The organism is Stenotrophomonas sp. ATCM1_4 (genome assembly GCF_004348115.1).
GTDB lineage: Bacteria > Pseudomonadota > Gammaproteobacteria > Xanthomonadales > Xanthomonadaceae > Stenotrophomonas > Stenotrophomonas capsici.
In genome coordinates this window covers 2,285,897-2,309,602 of sequence record NZ_QPFB01000001.1, presented here as the reverse complement: position 1 = coordinate 2,309,602, position 23,706 = coordinate 2,285,897, and the positions used below count along the sequence as shown (strand labels likewise).

The following is a 23,706-nucleotide window of genomic DNA, read 5'->3' as shown; positions in this document are numbered from 1 at the left end:
AGGCGGCATCCATGACGTTCCGCCGGTGCCGGCGACGGCCCGCTTGGGTCAGAATCGGCGTTTACCTCGCCGTTGAGTCCTGCAATGACCGCACCTGCTTCCCCGTCCCGCGCGCCCAGCCTGGTGCTGCAGATCTTCATCGGCCTGCTGCTGGGCATCGCGCTGGCGCTGGCCTGGCCGGAAGCGGGCAAGGCGGTGGGCCTGCTCGGCACGGTGTTCATCTCCGCGCTGAAGGCGGTGGCGCCGGTGCTGGTGCTGGTGCTGGTCGCCGCTTCCATCGCCAACCACCAGCACGGCCAGAAGACCCACCTGCGCGCGATCCTGATGCTCTACGTCGTCGGCACCCTGGTGGCCGCGCTGGTGGGCGTGGGGGCCAGCTTCCTGTTCCCCAGCCAGCTGACGCTCAAGGATGTCGCCGCGGCCGGCGGCAGCGCGCCGAGCGGCATCGGCGAGGTGCTGCATACCTTGCTGATGCAGGTCGTCGACAACCCGGTCAATGCCCTGTTGCACGCCAATTACATCGGGCTGCTGGCGTGGGCGGTCGGCCTGGGCCTGGCGCTGCGCCATGCCAGTCCCGCCACCCGCGGCGTGGTCAGCGACCTGTCCGCGGCGATCACATGGCTGGTGCGCATGGTCATCCGGCTGGCGCCGCTGGGCGTGTTCGGCATCGTGGCTTCGGTCCTGGCCGAGTCCGGCCTGGACGCGCTGAAGGAGTACATCCACCTGCTGTGCGTGCTGGTCGGCGCGATGCTGTTCATGGCCTTCGTCGGCAACCCGCTGATCGCGGCGGTGGTGATGCGCCGCAATCCGTATCCGCTGGTGCTGCGCTGCCTGCGCGAAAGCGGCGTCACGGCGTTCTTCACCCGTTCCTCGGCGGCCAACATCCCGGTCAACATGGAGTTGTGCCGCAAGCTGGGCCTGCATGAGGAGACTTATTCGGTGGCCATTCCGCTGGGCGCGACCATCAACATGGCCGGCGCGGCGATCACGATCTCGGTGCTGACGCTGGCGGCGGTGCATACGCAGGGGATCCCGGTGGATCTGCCGACCGCGCTGCTGCTGTGCGTGATCGCCGCCATCGGTGCCTGCGGTGCATCGGGCGTGCCGGGTGGCTCGCTGCTGCTGATCCCGCTGGCGTGCAGCCTGTTCAACATCCCCAATGACGTGGCGATGCAGGTCGTGGGCGTGGGCTTCGTGGTCGGCGTGGTGCAGGACTCGGCCGAAACCGCGCTCAACTCGTCCACCGACGTGGTGTTCGTGGCCGCCGCCGAACACGCGCGGGCGCGCGGCTGAGGACGCGGCCGGTGCGTTTCACGCCCGCGGTGCGCATTGGCCTGTCGATCGCGCTGGCCACCGGCCTGTATGGCATCTCCTTCGGGGCGCTGGCAGTGGCCTCGGGGTTCAGCGTGCTGCAGACCGCGTTGCTGAGCCTGCTGATGTTCACCGGCGGCTCGCAGTTCGCCTTCATCGGCGTGGTCGGGGCGGGTGGCACGGGGGCAGCGGCGTTCGGTGCATCGAGCCTGCTCGGTGTCCGCAATGCCGTGTATGGCGCGCAGATCAACCGCCTGCTGCGGCCACGCCGGTGGTGGCGGCCGCTGGCCGCACAGCTGACCATCGACGAATCGGCCGCGACCGCGGCCAGCCAGCAGGACACGGCCGAGCAACGGCGCGGGTTCTGGGTGGCCGGCCTTGGCGTCTACCTGCTGTGGAACCTGTTCACGTTGGTGGGCGCCCTGCTCGGCGATGCCATGGGCGACCCGCGCCGCTGGGGCCTGGATGGCGCCGCGGTGGCGGCGTTCCTGGGCCTGCTGTGGCCGCGGCTGCGCTCGCGTGAGCCGGTCGCCATCGCGGTGGCATGCGCGCTGGTGACGGTGTTGGCGCTGCCGTGGCTGCCGCCCGGCGTGCCGATCCTGCTGGCCGCGGCGGTCGCGGCCATCTGGGGCTGGTTCGGCCGAGGGCCGGCGGAGGAGGGGCTGGAGCCGGACGTGGCACCGCCGTCCGGCGGGGAGGCGCCACGATGAGCCTGTGGGGATGGTTGCTGCTGGGGTGCGGGGTGGCCTGGGCGACCAAGTTCGCCGGTTACCTGGTGCCGGTGCGCTGGCTGGAATCGCCGCGCATGAATCGCGTGGCGGGCACCTTGACCATCGGCCTGCTGGCCTCGCTCACCGCGATGAACGCCGTCTCCAGCGGGCAGGGCATCGCGCTGGACGCACGCCTGGGGGCGCTGCTGGTGGCCGCGGTGGCGTTGGCGTTGCGGCTGCCTTTCCTGGCGGTGGTGGTGCTGGGCGCGGCCGCCGCCGCGCTGATCCGGTTGTTCTGAGGCCGTCCCGGGCCTTGGCGGCCCGACAGATGCGCGATGCCGTCCGCAAGTGGGACAATGCGCCACGCGCCGGCCACGCCGGTTCCCCCCGCTCCCGGATCACCACTGGAGAATCCATGAATCTGCGCATCCTGACCGTTGGTGTCGCCATCTCCCTGCTCGCCGCCTGCGGTGGCAAGCAAGAGGGCGCCAAGACGCCGGAAGGCGGCGAGGCCAAGGTCCTCAACGTCTACAACTACTCCGACTACATCGCCGAGGACACCATCCCGAACTTCGAGAAGGCGACCGGCGTGAAGGTCACCTACGACGTGTTCGACAGCGATGAGATGGTCGAGACCAAGTTGCTGACCGGCAACAGCGGTTACGACATCGTGGTGCCGACGCTGAACTTCTTCGGTCGCCAGATCCAGGCCGGCGTGTTCCTGCCGCTGGACAAGAGCAAGATCCCGAACCTGGCCAACCTCGACCCGGCGGTGATGCAGCGCATCGCCGGCCAGGACCCGGAGAACAAGTTCGGCGTGCCGTACATGATGGGCACCACCGGCATCGGCTACAACGTGGCCAAGCTCAAGGAACGCTTCGGCGGCAGCACCGACGTGGCCAACAGCTGGGACCTGATCTTCAAGCCGGAGAACATCTCCAAGATGAAGGACTGCGGCGTGACGCTGCTGGACACGCCGGCCGACCTGATCCCGATCGCGCTGCATTACCTGGGCGAAGACCCGCACAGCGCCGACCCGGCGGTGATCCAGAAGGCCGCCGACCTGCTCAAGTCGATCCGCCCGTACGTGCAGAACTTCCATTCCTCGCAGCTGGTCGGTGCGCTGGCCAATGGCAGCACCTGCCTGGTGGTGGGCTGGTCCGGTGACATCATCCAGGCCCGCGACCGCGCCGAGGAAGCCAAGAACGGCGTGGAAGTGGCCTACTCGATCCCGAAGGAAGGCGCCCCGCAGTGGTTCGACATGCTGGCCATCCCGAAGGACGCCCAGCACCCGGAAAACGCCTACGCCTTCATCAACTACCTGCTCGAGCCGCAGGTGGCCGCCAACAACACCAACGTGACCCACTACGCCAACCCGGTGAAGTCGGCCACGCCGCTGGTGGATCCGGCCATCCGTGACGACAAGACCATCTACCCGCCGGAAGACGTGGCGGCCAAGATGTTCACCTATGCGATCAACACGCCGGACACGGACAAGCTGTACACCCGTCTGTGGACCGAGATCAAAACCGGCCGTTGATGCATCCGGAGGCAGCGCGGCCGTCCCCGGCATCGCCGGCGGGGACGCGCTGAAGGCATCCATGCCGATGCCCTGGATCTGGACCAAAGCCTCCCCGGCGCTGCCGGGGAGGCTTTTTTTCATGGGTTTTTCGCAGGATTTCACTTGACGTCCCGCAGCGCTCCCGTACTGTCACGTACGTGATCGCCTGAATGCGATCCGGCCTATCGGATGACAGCCGCGACGAGACCATGAGCGAAGAGCCCCAAGCCCCCTCCGCGTCCTCGAACGACGCACCGCAGGCGCAGGACAAACCCTCGCCCTTGAAGAACCCCAAGGTACGCTGGACGTTGACCGGCATCGGCCTGCTGGTGCTGGTCGCATCGCTCGCTTGGCTGGCGTACTACCTGACCACCGGCAGGTACCTGCAGCAGACCAACAACGCCTACCTGCAGGCCGATGCGGTGGCGGTCGCGCCGCGCATCAACGGCTACGTCACCGAAGTGCTGGTGCAGGACAACCAGTGGGTGAAGGCCGGCGCGCCGCTGGTGAAGATCGACCCGCGCACCTACCGCGCCACGCTGGACCAGACCGAAGCCGTGATCGCCGTGCGCGAGGCCGACATCGCCGCCGCCAGCGCCGGGGTGGAAGGCAACCAGTCGCAACTGCTGCAGGCACGCACCCAGCTGCGCGCCGCCGAGGCCACGCTGCGCTTCGCACGCGCCGAAGTGGCGCGCTTCGGCCCGCTGGCGGCGTCCGGCGCCGACACCCATGAGCACCTGGAGAGCGTCAAGCACGACCTGGAACGGGCGCAGGCCCAGTACGATGCGGCGCGCGCGCAGATCAGCGGGGCCGAAAGCCAGCTGCAGGCCGGCCAGGCGCAATTGGCCCAGGCGCGCGCGGGGCTGAAGCAGGCCCAGGCCGATGCCGCGCAGGCCGAGGTGGCCTTCGAGGACACCGTGCTGAGCGCGCGCATCGACGGGCGGATCGGCAACAAGACCGCGCAGGTGGGCCAGTTCGTCGGTGCCGGCACGCGGTTGATGACGGTGGTGCCGCTGCAGTCGCTGTACCTGTCGGCCAACTTCAAGGAAACCCAGTTGGGGCGGATGCGACCGGGCCAGCCGGCGCGGATCGAGGTGGACGCGCTGCCGGGCACGACGCTGCACGGCACCGTGGAAAGCATCTCGCCGGGCACCGGCTCGCAGTTCGCGCTGCTGCCGCCGCAGAACGCCACTGGCAACTTCACCAAGGTGGTGCAGCGCATCCCGGTGCGGATCCGGATCGAGGCCGATGCACGGACACGCACGATCCTGGTGCCCGGCATGTCGGTGGAGGTCACCGTGGACACGCGTGAGGACAGCGCCAGCACGCCGTCCGGGGACGCCGCCGCGCGATGAGCACCGCTGCCGCCAGCGCGGTGCCACAGAAGGCCGATGCCAGCGCCTGGCTGGCGGTGGCCGCCGGCACCATCGGCTCGTTCATGGCGACGCTGGACATCTCCATCGTCAACGCGGCGCTGCCGACCATCCAGGGCGAGGTCGGCGCCAGTGGCACCGAGGGCACGTGGATCTCGACCTCGTTCCTGGTCTCGGAGATCGTGATGATCCCGCTGACCGGCTGGTTCGTGCGCACGCTGGGCCTGCGCACCTTCCTGCTGATCTGCGCCTCGCTGTTCACCGCGTTCTCGGTGATGTGCGGCCTGTCGAGCACGCTGGACATGATGATCCTCGGCCGCATCGGCCAGGGCTTCACCGGCGGTGCGCTGATTCCCACCGCCTTGACCATCGTGGCCACGCGGCTGCCACCGGCGCAGCAGACGCTGGGCACGGCGCTGTTCGGCATGACCGTGATCCTGGGTCCGATCATCGGCCCGTTGCTCGGCGGCTGGCTGACCGAGAACGTCAGCTGGCATTACGCCTTCTTCATCAACGTGCCGATCTGCGCCGGACTGATCGCGCTGCTGCTGCTCGGCCTGCCGCACGAGACGTCGAACTGGGGTGGCCTGCTGCGCGCGGACTGGCTGGGCATCCTCGGCATGACCGCCGGCCTGGGCGCGTTGACCGTGGTGCTGGAGGATGGCCAGCGCGAGCGCTGGTTCGAATCGGAGTTCATCCTGATCCTGAGCCTGGTCTCGCTGGTGGGCTTCGCGCTGCTGGCGTTGTCGCAGTTCCTCAGCGACGAGCCGGTGATCCGACTGCGGATCCTGTTCCAGCGCAGCTTCGGCGCGGTGTTCGTGATGGTCGGCGCGGTCGGCATGATCCTGTTCGGGGTGATGTACATGATCCCGCAGTTCCTGGCGGTGATCGCCGGCTACAACACCGAGCAGGCCGGCTATGTGCTGTTGCTGGGCGGCGTGCCGACGGTGCTGCTGATGCCATTCATGCCGAAGATGCTGGAGACCATCGATGTGCGGGTGATGGTGATGGGCGGCATGCTGTGCTTCGCCGCGGCATGCTTCATCAACCTCGGCTTGACCCCGGACAGCGTGGGCATGCATTTCGTCATCGGCCAGCTGCTGCAGGGCTGTGGGCTGGCGCTGGCGATGATGGCGCTGAATCAGGCCGCGATCACCTCGGTGCCGCGCGCGCTGGCCTCCGATGCCTCGGGCTTGTTCAACGCGGCGCGCAACCTGGGCGGCTCGATCGGCCTGGCCATCATCTCCACCTTCCAGGAGCGGCGCGTCAGTTTCCATATCGATGCCATCGGCAGCGCCACCACGGCCAACTCGCCGCTGGCGCAGGACTACCTGCTGGCGCTGGGCGGACAGACGGGCGATGCGACGCAGGCCGCCGCACTGCTGGTACAACAGGTGCAGCAGCAGGCGCTGGTGATGGCCTACAACGACCTGTTCTGGATCTTCGGCATCATCGTGGTGGCGACGCTGCCGCTGGTGTTCCTGCTCAAGCCCCTGCCCAAGGGCGTTCCTCTGGCGATGCACTGATGGCACGACACGTCTCCCGTTCCCTGTTGCCGATCTCCCTCGGCCTGGCCCTGCCGCTGACGCTGGCCGGCTGCATGCTCGGCCCCGACCATGTGCGCCCCGAGGTCGCTCAAGGCGCCGTCGCCCAACCGGCCCTGCCGCGCGCTGCCGATGCCGGGGTGATGCCGGCCACGCCCCCCAGCCAATGGTGGCGGCAGCTCGACGACCCGTTGCTGGACCAGTTGATCGACGATGCCCTGCGCAACAGCCCGAACCTGCGTGCGGCGCAGGCCAGGCTGCTGGCTTCGCGTGGCCTGCAGCGGCAGCGCCGGGCCGAACAGCTGCCCAGCGTCGGCGCGGTGGCCGGCTACACCCGCATCAACCCGCCCGACGTGCTGGTGGACGACGTGCGCCAGGTTGGTGAATCCGCCGCGCGCGTGGCCGAGAGCAATGGCCGTCCCCAGGAGGCGGCGCAGCTGCGCGATGAGTTCTCGAGGATCGACCTGGATACCAGCCTGTACATCGCCGGCGTCGATGCGAGCTGGGAGCTGGACCTGTTCGGCCGCAAGCGCCGTGCCGCGCAGGAAGCGGCGGCCAGGGCCGATGCCGATGCCGCGGCGCTGGCCGATGCGCAGGTGCAGCTGGCCGCGGAAGTAGCCCAGGTCTACCTGGGCTACCGCGGCAGCCGCCAGCGCATCGCGCTGGCCGAGCACAACGCCACGGCGGCGGCCGACGCACTGGCCCTGACCCGGCAGCGCCGCGCGCGCGGCGTGGATTCGGACCTGCACGTGGAGCGTGCCAGCGTGCAGCTGGAGCAGCAGCAGGCCCAGCTGGCGCCACTGCGTGCGCAGGCCACCGAAGCGCGCGACCAGTTGGCATTGATGACCGGCCGTGAGCCGGGCGCGCTGGACGCCACGCTGGCCGAGGATCGGCCGATGCCGTCGTTGCCGGCGGAGGTGAAGGTGGACGATGCGGCGGCGCTGATCCGGCGCCGGCCGGACATCCGCAAGGCCGAAGGCGAGCTGGCGGCATCTTCGGCGCAGATCGGCCAGGCCCTGTCGGCGTACTTCCCGCAGGTGAACCTGCTGGGCACGATCGGCATGGGGGCGTCATCGCTGTCGGATTTCAACAGTGACTCGGCCGCGAGCGTGGTGATGCCGTTCCTGCGCTGGTCGGTGTTCGATTTCGGCGTGAACAAGGCCCGCGTGGCACAGGCCCGTGCCGGTCACCAGGCCCGCCTGGCCGCTTACGAGGGCACGGTACTGGCGGCTCTGCAGGATGCCAACAGTGCCTTGACCCGCTTCGGCGCGGCCCGCGAGCAACTGCTCAAGGCCCGCAACGCCGAGGCCTCGGCCACCCGCTCGGCGGCGTTGATGGCCCAGCGCCGCCAGGCCGGCGCCTCCTCGCAGATCGACCTGCTCGACGTGCAGCGCCAGCAGTTGAGCGCGCAGGACGGTCTGGCCCAGGCCCAGTTGCAGCTGCTGGTGCGCTACGTGGCGCTGCAGAAGAGCCTGGGCCTGGGATGGGAGCAGGCCCCCGAGCCGCGCAGCTGAGGGCGGCTTTTGAAGCGCAATGCCCGCGCAAGGCCCCGTTGCAACGCCCTTCCGGCGCGCGGAGCGCTCGCCCGGCCCCGGGTGGCGACCGGCAAGGGCCGCCCGGCGCCAATCGCCACACATGGCGGTGTCGCCTGCAAAACCCGGGGGCTACACTACGCGCGTTTTCCACCTGCCCGCTCCCGGAGCCCTACATGCCCGTTGATGCCAAGCCCGACATCAGGAACGATGCCATCGCCCTGAACCGCGAGCCCGGCTACCTGTCCATCCGCGACCTGCGCAAGGAATTCGATGGCTTCGTCGCCGTCGATGACGTCAACCTGGACGTGCGCAAGGGCGAGATCTTCGCGTTGCTGGGGGGGTCGGGCAGTGGCAAGTCGACCTTGTTGCGCTGCCTGGCCGGCTTCGAGACCCCGACCAAGGGCAGCATCCTGCTCGACGGCCAGCCGATCACCGCGCTGCCGCCGTACGAGCGGCCGATCAACATGATGTTCCAGTCCTATGCGCTGTTCCCGCACATGACGGTGGAGCAGAACATCGCCTTCGGCCTGAAGCAGGACGGCATGGCCAAGGACGCGATCACCCGCCGTGTCGGCGAGATGCTGGAACTCGTGCAGCTGGAAAAGCTCGGCAAGCGCAAGCCGCACCAGCTCTCCGGCGGCCAGCAGCAACGCGTGGCGCTGGCCCGTTCGCTGGCCAAGGGGCCCAAGCTGCTGCTGCTGGACGAGCCGATGGGCGCGCTGGACAAGAAACTGCGCTCGAAGATGCAGCTGGAGCTGGTCAACATCATCGAGCAGTTGGGCGTGACCTGCGTGATGGTCACCCATGACCAGGAAGAAGCGATGACCATGGCCACCCGCATCGCGGTGATGGACCAGGGCTGGATCCAGCAGATCGGCAAGCCCGACGACATCTACGAGCAGCCGGCCAACCGCTTCGTGGCCAGCTTCATCGGCTCGGTGAACCTGTTCGAAGGCGTCATCGACGAGGACCTGCCCGAGTACGTCACCGTGCGCACGGCCGATTTCCCGGCGCCGATCTACGTCGGCCATGGCATCACCGGTTATGAAGGCCAGCCGGTCGCCTTCGCGCTGCGCCCGGAGAAGGTGCACATTGCCAAGGACGAACCCGAGGGCGAGACCAACAAGGCGTTCGGGGTGGTCGAGGACATCGCCTATTTCGGCAGCCACTCGGTCTACCACGTGCGCCTGCCCAGCGGCGCCAAGATCCTCTCCAACTTCGCCAACATGAAGCGCTGGGACAGCGACGGCATCACCTGGAACGATGAAGTCTGGGTGTCCTGGGACGACAACGACGGCGTGGTGCTGACCTCATGAGCCAGACGGACAAGAACGCGACCGGTTGGCGGCGCTGGGTGCCTGGCGTGCGCGCCAGCGTGATCGGCGTGCCGTACCTGTGGCTGTTGCTGTTCTTCGCGATCCCGTTCCTGATCGTGCTGAAGATCTCCTTCTCGAAGATGGCCGTGGCGATGCCGCCCTACACGGCGATCGTCGAGTACGTGGACAACGCGTTCAACGTCAACCTCAACCTGGGCAACTACACGGCGCTGTTCACCGACAGCCAGTACGTGCTGGCCTACCTGAGCTCGATCAAGATCGCGCTGATCTCCACCGTGCTGACGCTGCTGATCGGTTACCCGATGGCCTACGTGATCTCGCGGATGTCGCCGTCGGCGCGCAATATCGCGATGATGCTGGTGGTGTTGCCGTCGTGGACCTCGTTCCTGATCCGCGTCTATGCCTGGATCGGCATCCTCGACAGCAACGGCATCCTCAACCGCTGGCTGATGGCGGCCGGGCTGATCGACACCCCGTTGCAGATCCTCAATACGCCGCTGGCCGCCTACATCGGCATCGTCTACTGCTACCTGCCGTTCATGGTGCTGCCGCTGTACACCAACCTGGTCAAGCTCGACCACCGCCTGCTGGAGGCCGCCTACGACCTGGGCGCCAAGCCATGGCAGGCCTTCCTGAAGATCACCCTGCCGCTGTCGCGCAACGGCATCGTCGCCGGCTTCATGCTGGTGATGATCCCGGCGGTGGGCGAGTTCGTGATCCCGGAAATGCTCGGCGGCCCGGGCACGCTGATGATTGGCCGCGTGTTGTGGAGCGAGTTCTTCACCAACCGCGACTGGCCGCTGGCCTCGGCGGTGGCGGTGGTGATGCTGGTGCTGCTGCTGATCCCGATCCTGATCTTCAACCGTTCCCAGCAGCGTGAGCTGGAAGGGAAGCTGGCATGAGCATGGCGCGGCGCAATTCCTGGTGGGGCTGGCTGGCGCTGCTGTTCGGCTTTGGCTTCCTGTACCTGCCGATCCTGCTGGTGATCATCTACTCGTTCAATTCCTCGCGCCTGGCGACGGTGTGGGTGAGTTTCTCCTTCAGCGCCTACAGCCAGCTGTTCAACGACCGGCAGCTGCTCGACGCGGCGTGGTTGAGCCTGAAGATCGCCTTCTGGACCGCCACCGCGTCCATGGTGGTCGGCACGATGGCGGCGATGGCGATGACCCGCTTCAAGCGCTTCCCGACCAAGACGGTGTTCGGGGCGCTGGTCACCGCGCCGCTGGTGATGCCGGAGGTGATCATCGGCCTGTCGATCCTGCTGATGCTGGTGTCGATGGGCGGGCTGTTCGGCCTGCCGTCGAAGGGCCAGGTGGCGATCTGGATCGCGCATGTCACCTTCACCCTGTCGTTCGTGACGGTGGTGGTCTCCTCGCGCCTGCAGGAGATGGACCGCTCGCTGGAAGAAGCGGCGATGGACCTGGGCGCGAACCGAGTGAAGGTGTTCTTCCTGATCACCTTGCCGATCATCGCCCCGGCCTTGCTGTCCGGCTGGCTGCTGGCCTTCACGCTGTCGCTGGATGACGTGGTGATCGCCAGCTTCATGGCCGGCCCGAGTTCGACCACCTTGCCAATGAAAGTGTTCTCCTCGGTGCGCATGGGCGTGAGCCCGAAGATCAACGCGCTGGCCACGGTGATGGTGCTGGCGGTGTCGACGGTGGCCTTCATCGGCTGGTGGATCTCCGCCCGCGCCGAGAAGCGGCGCCAGCGCGACCGGCAGCTGGCGCTGCAGGAAAACGGTTGATCGCCAGGCAGCGGCAACGCCGGGCCACGCCCGGCGCAGGTTTGTCGGTGCGTCCCCGGCGGAGCTGGGCTCCGCGCGCTCAGCCGAACGGTTGATCGATCGACGGGCTCTGCGGCGTCATCAGGGCGGCACCGTCCTCGGTGACGTACAGGATGTCCTCCAGGCGCACACCGAACTGGTCGGGGAGGTAGATGCCGGGTTCGTCGCTGAAAGTCATGCCCGGCTCCAGCACGTGCTGGTTGCCGCGTACCAGGTAATCCCACTCATGCATGTCCAGGCCGATGCCATGGCCAAGGCGATGGCTGAAATAGCGGAAGTCCGGCCCATAGCCGGCATCGCTGATCACCTTGCGCGCGGCGCCGTCCACCGCCGACATGGTCACCCCCGGGCGCGCGACCTTCAGCGCGGCGGTCTGCGCCTGCAGCACGATGTCGAAGATGCGGCGGATCTCGTCGCTGGGCTGGCCCAGCACCACGGTGCGGGTCATATCGCTGGTGTAGCCATCGGCACGGCAGCCGCCGTCGAAGATGATGGGCGTGCCTTCGACCAGGTGCTGCGGCTTGTCCGAGCCGTGCGGCGAGGCGGTGTACTTGCCGATGTTCACGTCGGCATCGCCCCTCAACCCGGTGCGGGCATAGGCCATCGCCACCAGGCCGCCGATGTCCTGCTCGGTCATGCCGGGCTGCAGGGCCTTCCACACCGCCTCGTACACGGCCAGCGTGTTGGCGTTGGCCAGCTTCATCAGTGCCAGTTCGGCCGGGCTCTTGACCCGGCGGCAGCCGGCGCTGACCGGCCAGGCGTCGACCACCCGCGCCTGCGGCAGCGCGTCCATGATGCCCTTGGCGCGGAAGAACGGCACCGTCTCCTCCATGCCGATGACGCCGGTGGCGTGGCCCATGTCGCGGACCACCCTGGCGACCAGCGCATACGGGTCTTCGTCTTCCTGCCAGCCGCGCACGTCGTTGCCGAGCTTGATCTGCTCCAGCGTGCGGCCGCGCTCGAACTCGGGTGTGACGTAGACCAGCTCGCCCGAGCGCGGCAGCAGCACGCCGGTCAGCCGTTCGCTGTTCCACCAGTGCATGCCGGTGAAGTAGGTCAGCGAGCTGCCGGCACCGATGAACAGCACGTCGATGCCGTGCTGTCCCATCAGTTGCTGGGCGCGCGTCACGCGCGCCATGCGCTCGTCATTGCCGATCGGCACCACCTGCGCGGCGACCGGCTTCAGGGCGCGGATGGACGCCGGCAGGTCGCCGTCACCGGCCGCAGGCGCGGCCTGCGCCATCTGCGACAGCGGCAACGCCGCCGCGCCGACGGCCAGTGAGTTGCGCAGGAAATGACGGCGCGTGCCGTTGAAGGCGGATGGGTTTGCCATTGAGTTCCCCTCGAAGTCCGGATGCAGGAAGCGCGCGACCGGCGGCGTCAAAGCCAGCCGGAGCGCTTGAACAGGCGATACAGCACCACGCACACCGCGCCCACGCCGATCATCAGCAGCGGATAGGCGAAGCGGCCGGCGAGCTCGGGCATGTGGGTGAAGTTCATGCCGTACCAGCTGGTGACCAGCGTGGGTGCGGCCAGCAGGGCCGCCCAGGCACCCAGCTGCTTGACGGTCTCGCCCTGTGCCAGCGTGACCAGCGACAGGTTCACGCTCAACGCCGTGCCCAGCATCTCGCGCAGGGTATCGATGGCGTCGTTGACGCGTGCGGCATGGTCCTGCACATCGCGCAGGTACAGCCGCACTTCCTCGTTGATCAGTTGCGCCTGGTTGCGCTGGAGCTGCGCCAGCGCGTCCTGCAGCGGTGCTACCGCCAGCCGCATTTTGTTGAGTTCGCGCTTGAGCTCGTACAGGCGGATCACCGTGCGCCGCTTGTAGGTCTCGGCGAAGATGTCCTTCTCCAGCGTGTCCAGGGTGTCGCGGAAGCTGTCGGTGATCGGCAGGTAGTTGTCCACCACCGCATCCAGCACCGCGTACAGGCAGAAGGACGGGCCCATCGACAGCAGCCCGCGTTCGCGCTCCAGCCGCGCCCGCACCGGTGCATACGACAGCGAGGCGCCATGGCGCACGGTCAGCAGGAAGCGCGGCCCGAGGAAGGCATGGGTCTCACCGTAGCGGATGCGCTCGTCCACCACCTGCGCGGTGTGGACCACCACGAACAGCGAGTTGCCATAGGTTTCGATCTTGGGCCGCTGGTGCGCCTTGCGCGTGTCCTCGATGGCCAGCGGGTGCAGGTTGAATTCCTCCTGCACCTTGTCCAGCACGGCATCGCTGGGCTCGTACAGGCCCACCCAGACGAAGCCCTTGCTGTCTTCCTGAAGGACGTCGCTGATGCTGTCCAGGTCGATGGCGCGCAACGCGCCATCTTCGCCATACCAGGTGCAGTTGATGACACAGGCCGGATTGGCCGGTGCCGGAGATGTGATGACCGGTTCCATGCCGGCCATCGTGCCTCAGCGCGCCGGGGCCGCCAAGCGTTGTGGACGCAGCACCCATGCCAACGCCAGGTGCACCGGCAGCAGCAATACGATCCACTGCACGTTGTACTGCGCCTGCAGCGACAGCCAGTGCACCGGCAGGGCGAGCGCGGCGATGCCGGCCACCAGCCACAGCAGCAGGGTGAACCCGCGCCCCGGGCGACGCCCGCGCAGCAGCATCCAGGCGCCGGGAAGCAGCGCCAGCGCCAGCGGGTTGAGCAGGAACAGGTTGCGGTTGGCCCACGCGGCATGGTGCTCGCTGAAGCCCCACAGGTAGGTCAGCAGGCCGCCGGCGACGACGCAGAACAGCCAGAACGGCAGCGCGAAGCCGGCCACCAGGCGCGGGCGGCGACGCGCGGCCAGGAGCAGTGCCGCCACTGCCAGCCCGGCCAGCAGCCACGGCCACCAGCGGCGGACCTGCTCCTTGGGTTCGGCGGCCAGGCGCTGCGGGAACAGCGCGTGTTCCTCCAGCACCAGCGGGCGACCTTCGCTGTTGCGGGCCTCGCGCAGGCTGTCGGCCAGGCGCATCGGCACGAACGCTTCCTCCCAGCGCGACAGCGGCACGTCCGCGCTCGGGCCCAGACCCAGGTCGAAGCCCAGCCACATCCACGGCGCCGGCGAGGCCAGCCGCACCGACTCGCTGCGGTAGGTGTTGCCGCGCGAACGCCCGGCCAGCTGTGATTTCAGGCCGCCGTTCATGGCCTGGTCCAGGGTGTCGCGGACCATCGTGGCGCAGTTGGCGGTGTAGTAGTCGTAGCGGTAGCGCGCGTTCTCGGGCCTGGCGCGCTCGACCAGGCCGGCCGCCAGCGCGCGGGCCTGGTCCGCTGGCAGGTCCAGCCACTGGATGCTGGCGCCGCGACCGACCTGCTGGTACTGCGACAGGTCTTCTTCCAGCGGCAGGGCCACCAGGTAATACATCATGTGACCGCGCACGAAGTTACCGACGAAGTCCGCCTCGCCCGGGTCGAAGTAGCCGAAGTTGTACGAGGTGGCCTGGCCGGTGACCGGGTCGGCCACCACCAGTGCATCGTGGCCGAAGCGCTCGAAGAAGATCTCGCCCGGTTGCATGGTCACCACGCCGATGCGGGGCACCGGCGGCTCCGCTGCGGGGGGGCTGGCCTGTGCGCCGGCAGCGCCGGCGAACAGCAGCAGGAACAGCAACGCGAATGCAGCCGACAACCGCCGCGGCAACCGGAAGGTGATCAAGCGTCGTCCTGGTCTTCGGGGGGCAGGATGGTGACGTGGAAGGCCTGCACGCGGCGCGCATCGGCACGTGCCACGCGGAACACGAAACGCTCCAGGGTCAGCTCGTCGCCGGTTTCCGGCAGGTGGCCGATGGCCTCGGTGACCAGGCCGCCGATGGTGTCGTAATCGTCGTCGGAGAAGTCGGCGCCGAAGCGCTCGTTGAAATCGCCGATGGTGGTCAGCGCGTCCACCACGTAGCGGCCATCGGCGAGGATGGCGATCTGCGCGGTGTGGTCCTCGGTCTCGTCATGCTCGTCGTCGATCTGGCCGACGATCTGTTCCAGCACGTCCTCGATGGTGACCACGCCGGCCACGCCGCCGTACTCGTCGACCACGATGGCCATGTGGTTGCGCGAGAGCCGGAACTCCTTGAGCAGTACGTTGAGCTTCTTGGCCTCGGGGATCAGCACCGCCGGGCGCAGCAGCTCGCGAATGGTGGAATGGCTGTTGTCGGCGACCACGCCGCGCAGCAGGTCCTTGGCCAGCAGGATGCCAAGGATGTCGTCCTTGTTCTCGCCGTGCACGGGGAAGCGCGAATGTCCGGATTCGACCACCTGCTTCATCAGTTCGATGAAGGGTGAATCCACCGGCAGGGACACCATGTGCGAGCGCGGCACCATCACATCGCCCACGGTCAGCTCGGCCACCGAGATGGCGCCTTCCATCATGCGCAGGGTATCTGCGGCGATCAGGCCGTCCTGCTGTGCGGTCTGCAGGATCGTCACCAGCTCGTCGCGGGTGTGGGGTTCGCTGGAGAAGGCCGAGCTCAGGCGCTCAAGCCAACTGCGTTTTTTCTCGCCCGGTTCAGGGCTGGTACTACTGTCGTCTTCAGACATCTCTTGGTTTGACGGCACCCGGCTCGCCGGGCGGTGCCGGCAAGTCTAGCAGAGGATGTTTACCGCTCCCGGCTCAGCCGGCCGGGGGCTGGCCCGGTGCCTGGACGTCGGGTTCGGCGGGCTTGGACGGCGCCGGGTCGGCCGGTGCCGGCGCGCCCGGGGCCTCGCCTTCGGCCGGGTGGTCCAGGCTGTAGGTGCAGCTGACCAGGGTCTTGCCCGGATGCGACTTGACGTTGGACACGCCCAGCACCACCGACTCGATCAGCGCCTCGCCGGAGCGGGCATCGATGACGTCGCGGCTGACCAGTTCGCGGCCGGCCATGAACTTGTCCGGGGCGTCATAGCCGGTTTCCAGGTCCAGCGTCCTGGCCAGGTCGCGGGGTTCGGGCAGGTCGAGGATGGCCAGCACGGTGCCGCCGGCCATGGCGACATGGTCGACCTGGTGGCCAAACACGCGGATCGGCGTGTTCAGCATGTACTCGGCCATGAACAGGTTGCCCTGTGGCAGCGGTCGCCAGCCCAGTGCCACGGCCTTGAGCGGGTCGTTGACGATCGGTGCCAGAGCGGCGAACTCGCTGACGCTCTGCCGGCACTCGATCAGCGCGGCCAGGTCGATCGGCCCTTGGGCCCGGGCGGTGCCAGCGAAGGCGAGCAGCAGGGGCAGCAACGGAGTCAGGCGCACGGGTGTTCCGGGAAAGCGAGGACGCCCCATGATAGCGGTGGCGTCCGCGCTCAGTGCACGGCTGGGAGGTTGTCGCGGCGCCCGAAGCAGCGCAGCAGCAGCTGGGCCACGCCCGAAAGGGTGGCCAGGATGAGCACGGACCAGAGCGCACAGCTCACGATGATGAGCGCGATCGGCAGCCACCTCAGCCATGGGATGTCCGCCCATGGTTGCATCGCCTCGCGCAATTGCGGTGCAAGCAGGACGAAGATGATGCACAACACAATCAGCAGTAGCATCGGGCCAGGGCGAGTGCGGAAGAAGGCCAGTGAGGAGGGCGGGCGGGACATCATGCGGGTAGCCAGCCAGCGCCAGGCGATTGGCGCGGTGAGCAGCAGCATCAGGCGTGTGCCCTCGAAGAGGAGCATCCAGTTGCGAGTGAGCACAGGGTGGTGCAGCGGTGCGCCCCCGGGGAAGTACTCCCACCACCACCAAAGCATCGCGTAGGTCGCGACAGCGAGCAGGAACATTACGGTGGCCGACGCGCTGATGATTCGGCCGGCCGGTGTGTCGAGCCGTGCTTTCACTGCTTGGCGTACTGCCGGTATCAGCACAATGCTCGACAGCAGGATGGCCAGCCCGATCACGGCGACGTTGAAGAGGATCAGGGAAGCGTGGGAGGTGCTGGTGGCGACGACATAAACCACCAGCAGGCCGATCACGAGAATCGTGAAGGTACGGAAGGGGAGACCACGAGCGTCCATGATGGGCCTTTCCTGAAGGGAAGCCCAAATGTAACAAGTTTCCTGCCCGGCTCGGGTCGCTGATCTGCCCCCCGGGTAGGAGCGGCCTCGGCCGTGAGACCGCTACGCTTGCGCGAGCGCCGAATACTTCGGCTTCGCGCAGGGCTGCTCTAACCGGAGCGCATCTGTTGCCTCAGCGCTCGCCGGCGTAGGGGTCTTCGATGCCCAGTTCGGCCAGGATCTCGCGCTCGAGCTGTTCCATGGCCTCGGCTTCCTTGTCGTCCTCGTGGTCCCAGCCGAGCAGGTGCAGCACGCCGTGCACGGTGAGGTGGGCGTAGTGGGCATTGAGCGCCTTGCCCTGTTCCTTGGCCTCGCGTGCCACCACCGGCGCGCAGATCACCAGGTCACCCAGCAGCGGGAACTTCACGCCCTTGGGCAGCCCTTCGGGCACCTCGGCGGGGAAGCTCAGCACGTTGGTGGCGTAGTCCTTGCCGCGGTAGTGGCGGTTCAACGACTTGCCTTCCTTGGCATCGACCACGCGGATGGCCAGGTCGGCTTCGCGGATGCGCCCCTTCAATGCGGCCGCCACCCATTTGCGAAAGCTGACCGCGGCTGGCAGTCCGGCGCGGGGGAGGGCGTAGCTGATGGCTACATCAAGGCGGGTAGGGCCCTTGGTCATGGCAGGTTCCGGCAATTCAGGCAGTACAGAGGGGCACAGTATCGCGCGCTGGAGGTTTCATCGCGACTTCCATTCCGCGGCGGTGAACGGAATCTCCACGACCGCACTGTCCGCGCGGCGCGCCGGTATGCCGGCTTCCTCGGCCGAGCCATGGCAGTTGTAGCCCTTGTGCAGGCTGACCTGGGTAGCCAGCGCCAGTGCGCCCTGCTCCGGGCTGGCGTCGGAATCCAGGTAGATCGTGGCGTCCTTGCAGCCGCCGACGTTGGCCACCTGCAACGCCGGGATCAGGGTGCGCGCGGCCTGGTCCGTCAGGGCATCGAACTGTTCCTGGCGGATGCGCTCCTGCGCGGCGGAGGCACGCAGCTTGAAGTAGTACAGCTGCTTGTAGAACAGGTAGCCATTGGAATACATCGGCCAGTCGCGGGGCATCAGGTTCAGCTGCATCTGCAACCTGCGGCCGGTGACCTGCTCGGCCTGGGCGATGGCCTGGATCACCTGCGCATCGAGATCGTTGGCCGGGGTCTCGCTGCCGCGGGTACCAGCAGCGTCCAGCGGGAAGGGATCGTCGCGCAGTTCCTGCAGCCGCGAATAGGTGCCGTGCTCGGCGGCGTACTTCATGCTGGCGCGGAAGTCCCTGATGCCGCTGTCGATCGCCTCGGCCGGGCTCATGCGCCCGGCCGGGTAGACGTAGATGTCCACCCGGGTTTCCTGGTGGTCCTTCAAGGCGTAACGGAAACCGGCGCCATCGAACTTCTGGCCGGGGTCGAAGCTGCTGCCCTGCAATTCGAAGTCGCCAACCTGTCTGGGGGCGATCAGGTAGCTGGTTTCAACGTAGGGGCGGGCCTCTGCCGGGGCATCCTTCTTCTCGCCGATGGCCGTGCCAGGCACGCAGATCACGACCAGCAGCGTGCAGGCGGACAAGAGGCGATACACGTTGGGCATCACACTTCCTTTGAGCAGGTGATGCCCGGAGTGTAAGGCTTACTCGGCGCCGGGTTTGACCTGCTGCAGGTCGCGCCGGTCGTAGGCGTTGACGATGCGCGCCACCAGCGGATGGCGGACCACGTCGCGGGCCTCGAAGAAGGTGAAGCTGACGCCATCCACGTCGCGCAGCACCTCGATCGCATCGCGCAGGCCGGACTTCATGTGCTTGGGCAGGTCGGTCTGGGTCAGGTCGCCGGTGACCACCGCGGTCGAGCCGAAGCCCAGGCGGGTCAGGAACATCTTCATCTGCTCGATGGTGGTGTTCTGCGCCTCGTCCAGGATCACGAAGGCATCGTTGAGCGTGCGCCCGCGCATGTACGCCAGCGGCGCGATCTCGATGACGTTCTTCTCCAGCAGCTTGGCCACCTTCTCCACGCCGAGCATTTCGTACAGGGCGTCATAGAGCGGGCGCAGGTAGGGATCGACCTTCTGGGTCAGGTCGCCGGGCAGGAAGCCCAGCTTCTCGCCGGCCTCCACCGCCGGGCGCACCAGGATCAGGCGCTGCACGCGCGATTCGTTCAAGGCTTCCACCGCCATCGCCACGGCCAGGAAGGTCTTGCCGGTACCGGCCGGGCCGATGCCGAAGTTGATGTCGTGGGTGGTGATCTGGTGCAGGTACTTGGCCTGGTTGGCGCCGCGGCCGCGCACGGTGCCGCGCTTGACCTTGATCGCCACTTCCTGGGCTTCGTAGGCCTGATCGACCACCTGTTCGACGTTGGCCTGGTTCAGCCGCAGGTGGATGGCGTGGCTGTCGAACACGGTGTCCGCAGCCTCGGCGTAGAGGGCGTTGATCAGCTTCTCGGCCTCGGCGGCGGTCTTGCCGGGGCCGCTGACGCGGAACACATGGCCGCGGTTGGCGATCTGCACGCCGAGCTTGAGCTCGATCTGGCGCAGGTGCTCGTCGAACGGACCGGACAGGTTGGCCAGTCGTTCGTTGTCGATGGGGTCCAGGGTGAAGTCGCGATGGGTGATGGCAGTCATGGGCGATAGATGGTGGCGATGGCGGGGACATCAAGGCCGCCGCAGGGGACGCGGCGGGCGGTCCTGAGCCGCGGTCCGGGCGGGCCGGCAATCGCCAGGGTGCCGGGAGAGCGGGCGACTTGAAATTTAATTAATCGTTGAATTAAATGGAGGAATGAATCGAAAGCCCGACAAGCCCTCCGTGGATGCCCCCGCTGTGCAGGCCCCTATGGTCGCGCCGGGTGTCCCCGCAGCATCGTCCCGCAAGCCCCGCAAACGCACCCCCGGGCGTCGCCCCACGCAGGATGCGGCGGACCTGCGCGTCCAGTTGCTGGATGCCGCGCTGGCATGCTTCGTCGCCAAGGGCATCGCCGCGACATCACTGCGGGACATCGCGCAGCGTGCGGGCGTGACGCCGGCACTGGTCCACTACTACTTCGGTGACAAGCCGCGGCTGCAACAGGCCGTGGTGGAAGAACGCCTGTGGCCGGTGATGGCGCAGGTGCATGCCGGGGTGCAGGAGGCGGGCGAAGGCGTGGCGGGGTTGGTCGCGGCCTTCGTGGGGGGCGTGGTGCGGGCGGTGGCCGAGCACCCGTGGCTACCGACGTTGTGGGTGCGCGAGATCCTCTGTGAAGGGGGGGCGCTGCGCGAATTGATGATCGAACGCGTTGGCCCGGTGCTGCCGCGGATGCTGGTCGAGCGTTTCGCCGCGGCGCAACGCGATGGCCAGTTGAACCCGCAGCTGGATCCGCGTCTGATGGTGGTCTCGCTGATGGGGCTGACCATGTTCCCGCTGGCCAGTGCCCCCATCTGGCAGTCGTTGTCCGGCGCCCAGGACCTGGGCGCCGAAGCGGTGCAACGCCATGCATTGGCGCTGCTGGCGCACGGACTGGAGCTGAAGGCATGAACAAGCGGCGTGGGTTCCTTGTCATCGGGATGCTGTTGTCGCTGGCGGCCTGTCGCGGGCAGGCGCCGCAGGCGCTGGGGACGCTGGAATGGGACCGGGTGACGCTGCCGGCACCGGCGTCGGAACGAATCGTGCGGATCGACGTGCGCGAGGGGCAGCAGGTGGCGGCGGGCGCGCCACTGATGCAGTTGGAGCTGACCTACGCACAGTCGCAGCTGGCCGCCTTGCAGGGACAGGCGGCACAGAGCACGGCGGCGTTGTCCGAACTGCACAACGGGCCCCGCAGCGAAGACATCGCGCAGGCGCGTGCCGCACTGGGGGCCGCACAGGCACAGGCACGCGAAGCGCAGGCCTACTACGCCCGGCTGCAGCCACTGGGGACGCGACAGCTGGTTGCGGCCTCCGAACTGGACCGCGCGCGGGCGGCGGCGCAGAGCGCGCAGGCCGACGCCGGCCGCGCTGACGCGGCGCTGGCCGAACTGCTGCATGGCAGCCGCATCGAACAGGTGGCGCAGGGCGAAGCGGCGCTGGCATCGGCGCAGGCCAACGTAAGCGCGCAGGCGGTGCTGCTCGGCAAGCTCGCGCTGGTCGCGCCACGCGCGGGGCGCGTGGACAGCCTCCCCTACAAGCTGGGCGACCAGCCCGCGCAGGGCGCGCCGCTGGCGGTGCTGCTGGTGGGCGAGGCGCCGTATGCACGCGTCTACCTGCCGCAGGCGCTGCGCAACCGGCTCCAGGTCGGGGATGCCCTGCAGGTGCAGTTGCAGGGCGATGCTGCCACGCAGGTCTACCCGGGCCGGATACGCATGATCCGCAGCGAACCGGTGTTCACGCCGTACTTTGCCTTGACCGGCCAGGACGCCGAGCGCCTGAGCTATCTCGCCGAGATCAGCCTGGGCAAGGAGGCCGCCACGCTCCCGGTCGGGGCGCCGCTGAAGGTGCTGGACGATGGCCGGCGTTGAACCGGCCGCGCCGGTGCGCGCCGTCGCCACGTCGGATGACATCGCGATCCGCGCGCGCGGCGTGAGCCGGCTGTTCGGTGCGCTGAAGGCCGTGGATGACATCCACCTGGATGTGCCGCGCAGGCAGGTCTACGGCTTCCTGGGGCCCAATGGCTCGGGCAAATCCACCACCATCCGCATGCTGTGCGGCTTGTTGACCCCCAGTGCCGGCCAGATCGAGGTGCTGGAGTTGCAGATCCCCGAGCAGGCCGAGGCATTGCGCAGCCGCATCGGCTACATGACCCAGAAGTTCTCGCTGTTCGAGGACCTGAGCGTGCGCGAGAACCTGGAGTTCCTGGCCGCCGTGTACGACCTGCCGCGCGCGCGGGCGCGCCAGCGCATCGAGGTGCTGCTGGAGCAGTACCGGTTCCAGGACCGCCAGAAGCAGTTGGCCGGCACCATGAGCGGCGGCCAGAAGCAGCGCTTGGCCTTGGCTGCCGCGGTGCTGCACGAGCCGGAGCTGCTGTTCCTGGACGAGCCGACCAGCGCGGTGGACCCGGAATCGCGCCGCGATTTCTGGGAAAAGCTGTTCGAACTGGCCGATGCAGGCACGACCTTGCTGGTGTCCACGCATTACATGGACGAGGCCGAGCGCTGTCATCGCATCGCCATCCTCGACCATGGCGCGCTGGTCGCCGACGGCACCCCGGCCGAACTCACCGCCCGCCTGGCCGGGCGCACGCTGGTGGTCGAGGCGGCACAGCCGCGGCAGGCCGCGCGCGTGCTGTCCGACTGCCCGGGCGTGATCAGCGTCGCGCAGATCGGCAACAGCTTGCGCGTGCTGCGGGCCGACGACGAGGGCGGCGAGGCATTGACTCGGGCACTCGAGGCGGCGGGCATCACCGCGCAGGTGCATCCGCAGGCGGCGAGCCTGGAGGATGTGTTCGTTGCCGCGACCCGGGGCAGGGCCGTGGATACGGCGGAGGACGCATGAAGCTGCGACGACTGCTCGGCGTGATGGTCAAGGAGCTTCGGCAGATGCGCCGCGACCGCATCACCCTGGCCATGATCATCGGTATCCCGGTGATGCAGCTGCTGCTGTTCGGCTACGCGATCAACACCAACCTGCGCGACCTGTCGGCCGGCTTCGCCGACCAGGCGCGCACCTCGGCCTCGCGCATGCTGGCACGGGACATCGTCGCCACCGGCGTGGTCGCGCCGGTACTGGAGGCGGAAACCCCGCAGCAACTGGTGGAGGCGATGCGGCGTGGCCAGATCAGCATCGGCATCGTCATCCCCATGGATTACGAACGGCGCCGGGCCGAAGGCCGCGAGGCGTTGCAGATCCTGGTCGACGGCAGCGACAACGCGGTGCAGAGCGCGGCCGCGCAACTGGCACGGATGCCGTTCGATGGGGCCGGCTTCAAGCCGCTGGCGCCCACCGCGATCAGCGTGGTGGGCTTCTACAACCCGCAGCGCAGTTCGGCGGTCAACATCGTCCCCGGCCTGGTCGGGGTGATCCTGACCATGACCATGGTGCTGTTCACCGCGGTGGCCATCGTGCGCGAGCGCGAGCGCGGCAACATGGAACTGCTGATCGCCACGCCGGTGACCAGCGCCGAGCTGATGATCGGCAAGGTCATCCCCTACGTGATCATCGGCCTGCTGCAGACCGGCATGGTGCTGGCGCTGGGCACCCGGTTGTTCCACGTGCCCATCGGCGGCAGCCTGCTCGACGTGTTCATCGCCGCCGGCCTGTTGATCGTGGCCAACCTGGCACTGGGGCTGCTGATCTCCACGCGCGCACAGTCGCAGTTCCAGGCGATGCAGATGACCTTCTTCATCTTCCTGCCGTCGATCCTGCTGTCCGGCTTCATGTTCCCGTTCGCCGGCATGCCGCGCTCGGTGCAGTGGCTGGCCGAAGTGCTGCCGCTGACCCACTTCCTGCGCCTGATCCGGGGCGTGATGCTGCGCGGGGCGAGCCTGTGGGAGCTGTGGCCCGGCGTGGTCGCGCTGCTGGCCTTCAGCACGGTGATGATGGCCGGGGCGATCCTGCGTTTCCGCAAGCGGCTGGATTGAGACCGGGTTCTCCACAGGCGGTGTGGATGCGGACGCGACGAAGCTGTGGATATCGTGCTGCAGCCCTTGCGCTGCAAGGCTTCAGGCACA

22 protein-coding genes and 1 pseudogene are annotated in these 23,706 nt (G+C 68.0%); 14 read left to right on the top strand and 9 right to left on the bottom strand.

What is annotated here, in order from left to right; all coding sequences use genetic code 11:
- The first annotated feature begins 84 nt into the window (after nt 1-84).
- The 10 genes and pseudogenes from sstT to ATCM_RS10540 all read left to right on the top strand — a co-directional run bounded on the left by sstT (nt 85) and on the right by ATCM_RS10540 (nt 11,115).
- The gene (gene sstT / locus ATCM_RS10585; protein WP_132864494.1) at nt 85-1,293 is read left to right on the top strand and encodes a serine/threonine transporter SstT; all 1,209 of its coding nucleotides are present in this window, start codon (nt 85-87) and stop codon (nt 1,291-1,293) included.
- Between the two features lie 11 nt (nt 1,294-1,304).
- A complete protein-coding gene (locus tag ATCM_RS10580; RefSeq protein ID WP_132864493.1) occupies nt 1,305-2,021 on the top strand; it encodes an AzlC family ABC transporter permease in 717 nt (238 codons plus the stop codon).
- Nucleotides 2,018-2,320 (top strand): AzlD domain-containing protein, encoded by a 303-nt coding sequence (locus tag ATCM_RS10575; RefSeq protein ID WP_132864492.1) that lies wholly within the window; start codon nt 2,018-2,020, stop codon nt 2,318-2,320. The genes ATCM_RS10580 and ATCM_RS10575 overlap by 4 nt, the downstream gene beginning before the upstream one ends.
- Nucleotides 2,321-2,436: 116 nt before the next feature.
- The gene (locus ATCM_RS10570) at nt 2,437-3,561 is read left to right on the top strand and encodes a polyamine ABC transporter substrate-binding protein (RefSeq protein ID WP_132864491.1); all 1,125 of its coding nucleotides are present in this window, start codon (nt 2,437-2,439) and stop codon (nt 3,559-3,561) included.
- Between the two features lie 278 nt (nt 3,562-3,839).
- Nucleotides 3,840-4,937: pseudogene (locus tag ATCM_RS10565) on the top strand (HlyD family secretion protein); the annotation flags it as partial.
- On the top strand, nt 4,934-6,481 hold the full coding sequence (locus ATCM_RS10560; protein ID WP_132864489.1) for an MDR family MFS transporter: 1,548 nt from the start codon (nt 4,934-4,936) through the stop codon (nt 6,479-6,481). The pseudogene ATCM_RS10565 and the gene ATCM_RS10560, both read left to right, overlap by 4 nt.
- Nucleotides 6,481-8,013, top strand: a complete 1,533-nt coding sequence (locus ATCM_RS10555; RefSeq protein ID WP_132864488.1) for an efflux transporter outer membrane subunit — start codon at nt 6,481-6,483, stop codon at nt 8,011-8,013. Before ATCM_RS10560 ends, ATCM_RS10555 begins: the two co-directional genes overlap by 1 nt.
- Before the next feature lie 194 nt (nt 8,014-8,207).
- Nucleotides 8,208-9,350 (top strand): polyamine ABC transporter ATP-binding protein, encoded by a 1,143-nt coding sequence (potA, locus tag ATCM_RS10550; RefSeq protein ID WP_132864487.1) that lies wholly within the window; start codon nt 8,208-8,210, stop codon nt 9,348-9,350.
- Nucleotides 9,347-10,273: an ABC transporter permease subunit gene (locus ATCM_RS10545; protein WP_132864486.1), complete on the top strand. Its 927-nt coding sequence runs from the start codon at nt 9,347-9,349 to the stop codon at nt 10,271-10,273. The genes potA and ATCM_RS10545 overlap by 4 nt, the downstream gene beginning before the upstream one ends.
- On the top strand, nt 10,270-11,115 hold the full coding sequence (locus tag ATCM_RS10540) for an ABC transporter permease subunit (RefSeq protein WP_132864485.1): 846 nt from the start codon (nt 10,270-10,272) through the stop codon (nt 11,113-11,115). Before ATCM_RS10545 ends, ATCM_RS10540 begins: the two co-directional genes overlap by 4 nt.
- Nucleotides 11,116-11,194: 79 nt before the next feature.
- Here the strand turns inward: ATCM_RS10540 and ATCM_RS10535 are convergent, their stop codons facing one another.
- From ATCM_RS10535 to ATCM_RS10495, 9 genes are all read right to left on the bottom strand, one after another.
- A complete protein-coding gene (locus tag ATCM_RS10535; protein WP_132864484.1) occupies nt 11,195-12,487 on the bottom strand; it encodes a Xaa-Pro peptidase family protein in 1,293 nt (430 codons plus the stop codon).
- Between the two features lie 47 nt (nt 12,488-12,534).
- Complete coding sequence (locus ATCM_RS10530; protein ID WP_132864483.1) at nt 12,535-13,554, bottom strand: magnesium and cobalt transport protein CorA; 1,020 nt, start codon at nt 13,552-13,554, stop codon at nt 12,535-12,537.
- A 6-nt stretch (nt 13,555-13,560) separates the two neighbouring features.
- Nucleotides 13,561-14,733, bottom strand: coding sequence for a DUF4105 domain-containing protein (locus ATCM_RS10525; protein WP_243694091.1), 1,173 nt, complete (start codon nt 14,731-14,733; stop codon nt 13,561-13,563).
- A gap of 53 nt (nt 14,734-14,786) precedes the next feature.
- The gene (locus ATCM_RS10520; protein ID WP_132864482.1) at nt 14,787-15,665 is read right to left on the bottom strand and encodes a transporter associated domain-containing protein; all 879 of its coding nucleotides are present in this window, start codon (nt 15,663-15,665) and stop codon (nt 14,787-14,789) included.
- A 73-nt stretch (nt 15,666-15,738) separates the two neighbouring features.
- Nucleotides 15,739-16,377 (bottom strand): hypothetical protein, encoded by a 639-nt coding sequence (locus ATCM_RS10515; protein ID WP_243693994.1) that lies wholly within the window; start codon nt 16,375-16,377, stop codon nt 15,739-15,741.
- Between the two features lie 20 nt (nt 16,378-16,397).
- Entirely contained in the window at nt 16,398-17,090 is a 693-nt protein-coding gene (locus tag ATCM_RS10510) for a hypothetical protein (protein WP_132864480.1), read from the bottom strand.
- 172 nt (nt 17,091-17,262) lie between these two features.
- Nucleotides 17,263-17,748 (bottom strand): rRNA maturation RNase YbeY, encoded by a 486-nt coding sequence (gene ybeY, locus ATCM_RS10505; protein ID WP_132864479.1) that lies wholly within the window; start codon nt 17,746-17,748, stop codon nt 17,263-17,265.
- A gap of 57 nt (nt 17,749-17,805) precedes the next feature.
- Nucleotides 17,806-18,690 (bottom strand): hypothetical protein, encoded by an 885-nt coding sequence (locus ATCM_RS10500; RefSeq protein WP_243693993.1) that lies wholly within the window; start codon nt 18,688-18,690, stop codon nt 17,806-17,808.
- Nucleotides 18,691-18,729: 39 nt separating this feature from the next.
- Nucleotides 18,730-19,713 (bottom strand): PhoH family protein, encoded by a 984-nt coding sequence (locus tag ATCM_RS10495; protein ID WP_132864478.1) that lies wholly within the window; start codon nt 19,711-19,713, stop codon nt 18,730-18,732.
- A 181-nt stretch (nt 19,714-19,894) separates the two neighbouring features.
- Between ATCM_RS10495 and ATCM_RS10490 the strand changes: the two genes are divergently transcribed.
- The 4 genes from ATCM_RS10490 to ATCM_RS10475 are packed head-to-tail and all read left to right on the top strand — an operon-like array spanning nt 19,895 to nt 23,616.
- Nucleotides 19,895-20,599 carry a TetR/AcrR family transcriptional regulator gene (locus tag ATCM_RS10490; protein WP_243693992.1) on the top strand — a complete coding sequence of 235 codons (705 nt, stop codon included), beginning with the start codon at nt 19,895-19,897 and terminating at the stop codon, nt 20,597-20,599.
- Nucleotides 20,596-21,558 (top strand): HlyD family efflux transporter periplasmic adaptor subunit, encoded by a 963-nt coding sequence (locus ATCM_RS10485; RefSeq protein WP_132864477.1) that lies wholly within the window; start codon nt 20,596-20,598, stop codon nt 21,556-21,558. The genes ATCM_RS10490 and ATCM_RS10485 overlap by 4 nt, the downstream gene beginning before the upstream one ends.
- Nucleotides 21,559-21,604: 46 nt before the next feature.
- Nucleotides 21,605-22,531, top strand: a complete 927-nt coding sequence (locus tag ATCM_RS10480; protein ID WP_132866132.1) for an ABC transporter ATP-binding protein — start codon at nt 21,605-21,607, stop codon at nt 22,529-22,531.
- Nucleotides 22,528-23,616 carry an ABC transporter permease gene (locus ATCM_RS10475; protein WP_132864476.1) on the top strand — a complete coding sequence of 363 codons (1,089 nt, stop codon included), beginning with the start codon at nt 22,528-22,530 and terminating at the stop codon, nt 23,614-23,616. Before ATCM_RS10480 ends, ATCM_RS10475 begins: the two co-directional genes overlap by 4 nt.
- Nucleotides 23,617-23,706 lie beyond the last annotated feature (90 nt).

Excerpts from the sequence above, each read along its gene's own strand:
- sstT (WP_132864494.1), top strand. The coding sequence starts at position 85 with ATGACCGCACCTGCTTCCCCGTCCCGCGCGCCCAGCCTGGTGCTGCAG.
- ATCM_RS10575 (WP_132864492.1), top strand. The coding sequence starts at position 2,018 with ATGAGCCTGTGGGGATGGTTGCTGCTGGGGTGCGGGGTGGCCTGGGCG.
- ATCM_RS10570 (WP_132864491.1), top strand. The coding sequence starts at position 2,437 with ATGAATCTGCGCATCCTGACCGTTGGTGTCGCCATCTCCCTGCTCGCC.
- ATCM_RS10560 (WP_132864489.1), top strand. The coding sequence starts at position 4,934 with ATGAGCACCGCTGCCGCCAGCGCGGTGCCACAGAAGGCCGATGCCAGC.
- ATCM_RS10555 (WP_132864488.1), top strand. The coding sequence starts at position 6,481 with ATGGCACGACACGTCTCCCGTTCCCTGTTGCCGATCTCCCTCGGCCTG.
- potA (WP_132864487.1), top strand. The coding sequence starts at position 8,208 with ATGCCCGTTGATGCCAAGCCCGACATCAGGAACGATGCCATCGCCCTG.
- ATCM_RS10545 (WP_132864486.1), top strand. The coding sequence starts at position 9,347 with ATGAGCCAGACGGACAAGAACGCGACCGGTTGGCGGCGCTGGGTGCCT.
- ATCM_RS10540 (WP_132864485.1), top strand. The coding sequence starts at position 10,270 with ATGAGCATGGCGCGGCGCAATTCCTGGTGGGGCTGGCTGGCGCTGCTG.
- ATCM_RS10535 (WP_132864484.1), bottom strand. The coding sequence starts at position 12,487 with ATGGCAAACCCATCCGCCTTCAACGGCACGCGCCGTCATTTCCTGCGC.
- ATCM_RS10530 (WP_132864483.1), bottom strand. The coding sequence starts at position 13,554 with ATGGCCGGCATGGAACCGGTCATCACATCTCCGGCACCGGCCAATCCG.
- ATCM_RS10520 (WP_132864482.1), bottom strand. The coding sequence starts at position 15,665 with ATGTCTGAAGACGACAGTAGTACCAGCCCTGAACCGGGCGAGAAAAAA.
- ATCM_RS10515 (WP_243693994.1), bottom strand. The coding sequence starts at position 16,377 with ATGGGGCGTCCTCGCTTTCCCGGAACACCCGTGCGCCTGACTCCGTTG.
- ATCM_RS10510 (WP_132864480.1), bottom strand. The coding sequence starts at position 17,090 with ATGGACGCTCGTGGTCTCCCCTTCCGTACCTTCACGATTCTCGTGATC.
- ybeY (WP_132864479.1), bottom strand. The coding sequence starts at position 17,748 with ATGACCAAGGGCCCTACCCGCCTTGATGTAGCCATCAGCTACGCCCTC.
- ATCM_RS10500 (WP_243693993.1), bottom strand. The coding sequence starts at position 18,690 with ATGCCCAACGTGTATCGCCTCTTGTCCGCCTGCACGCTGCTGGTCGTG.
- ATCM_RS10495 (WP_132864478.1), bottom strand. The coding sequence starts at position 19,713 with ATGACTGCCATCACCCATCGCGACTTCACCCTGGACCCCATCGACAAC.
- ATCM_RS10485 (WP_132864477.1), top strand. The coding sequence starts at position 20,596 with ATGAACAAGCGGCGTGGGTTCCTTGTCATCGGGATGCTGTTGTCGCTG.
- ATCM_RS10475 (WP_132864476.1), top strand. The coding sequence starts at position 22,528 with ATGAAGCTGCGACGACTGCTCGGCGTGATGGTCAAGGAGCTTCGGCAG.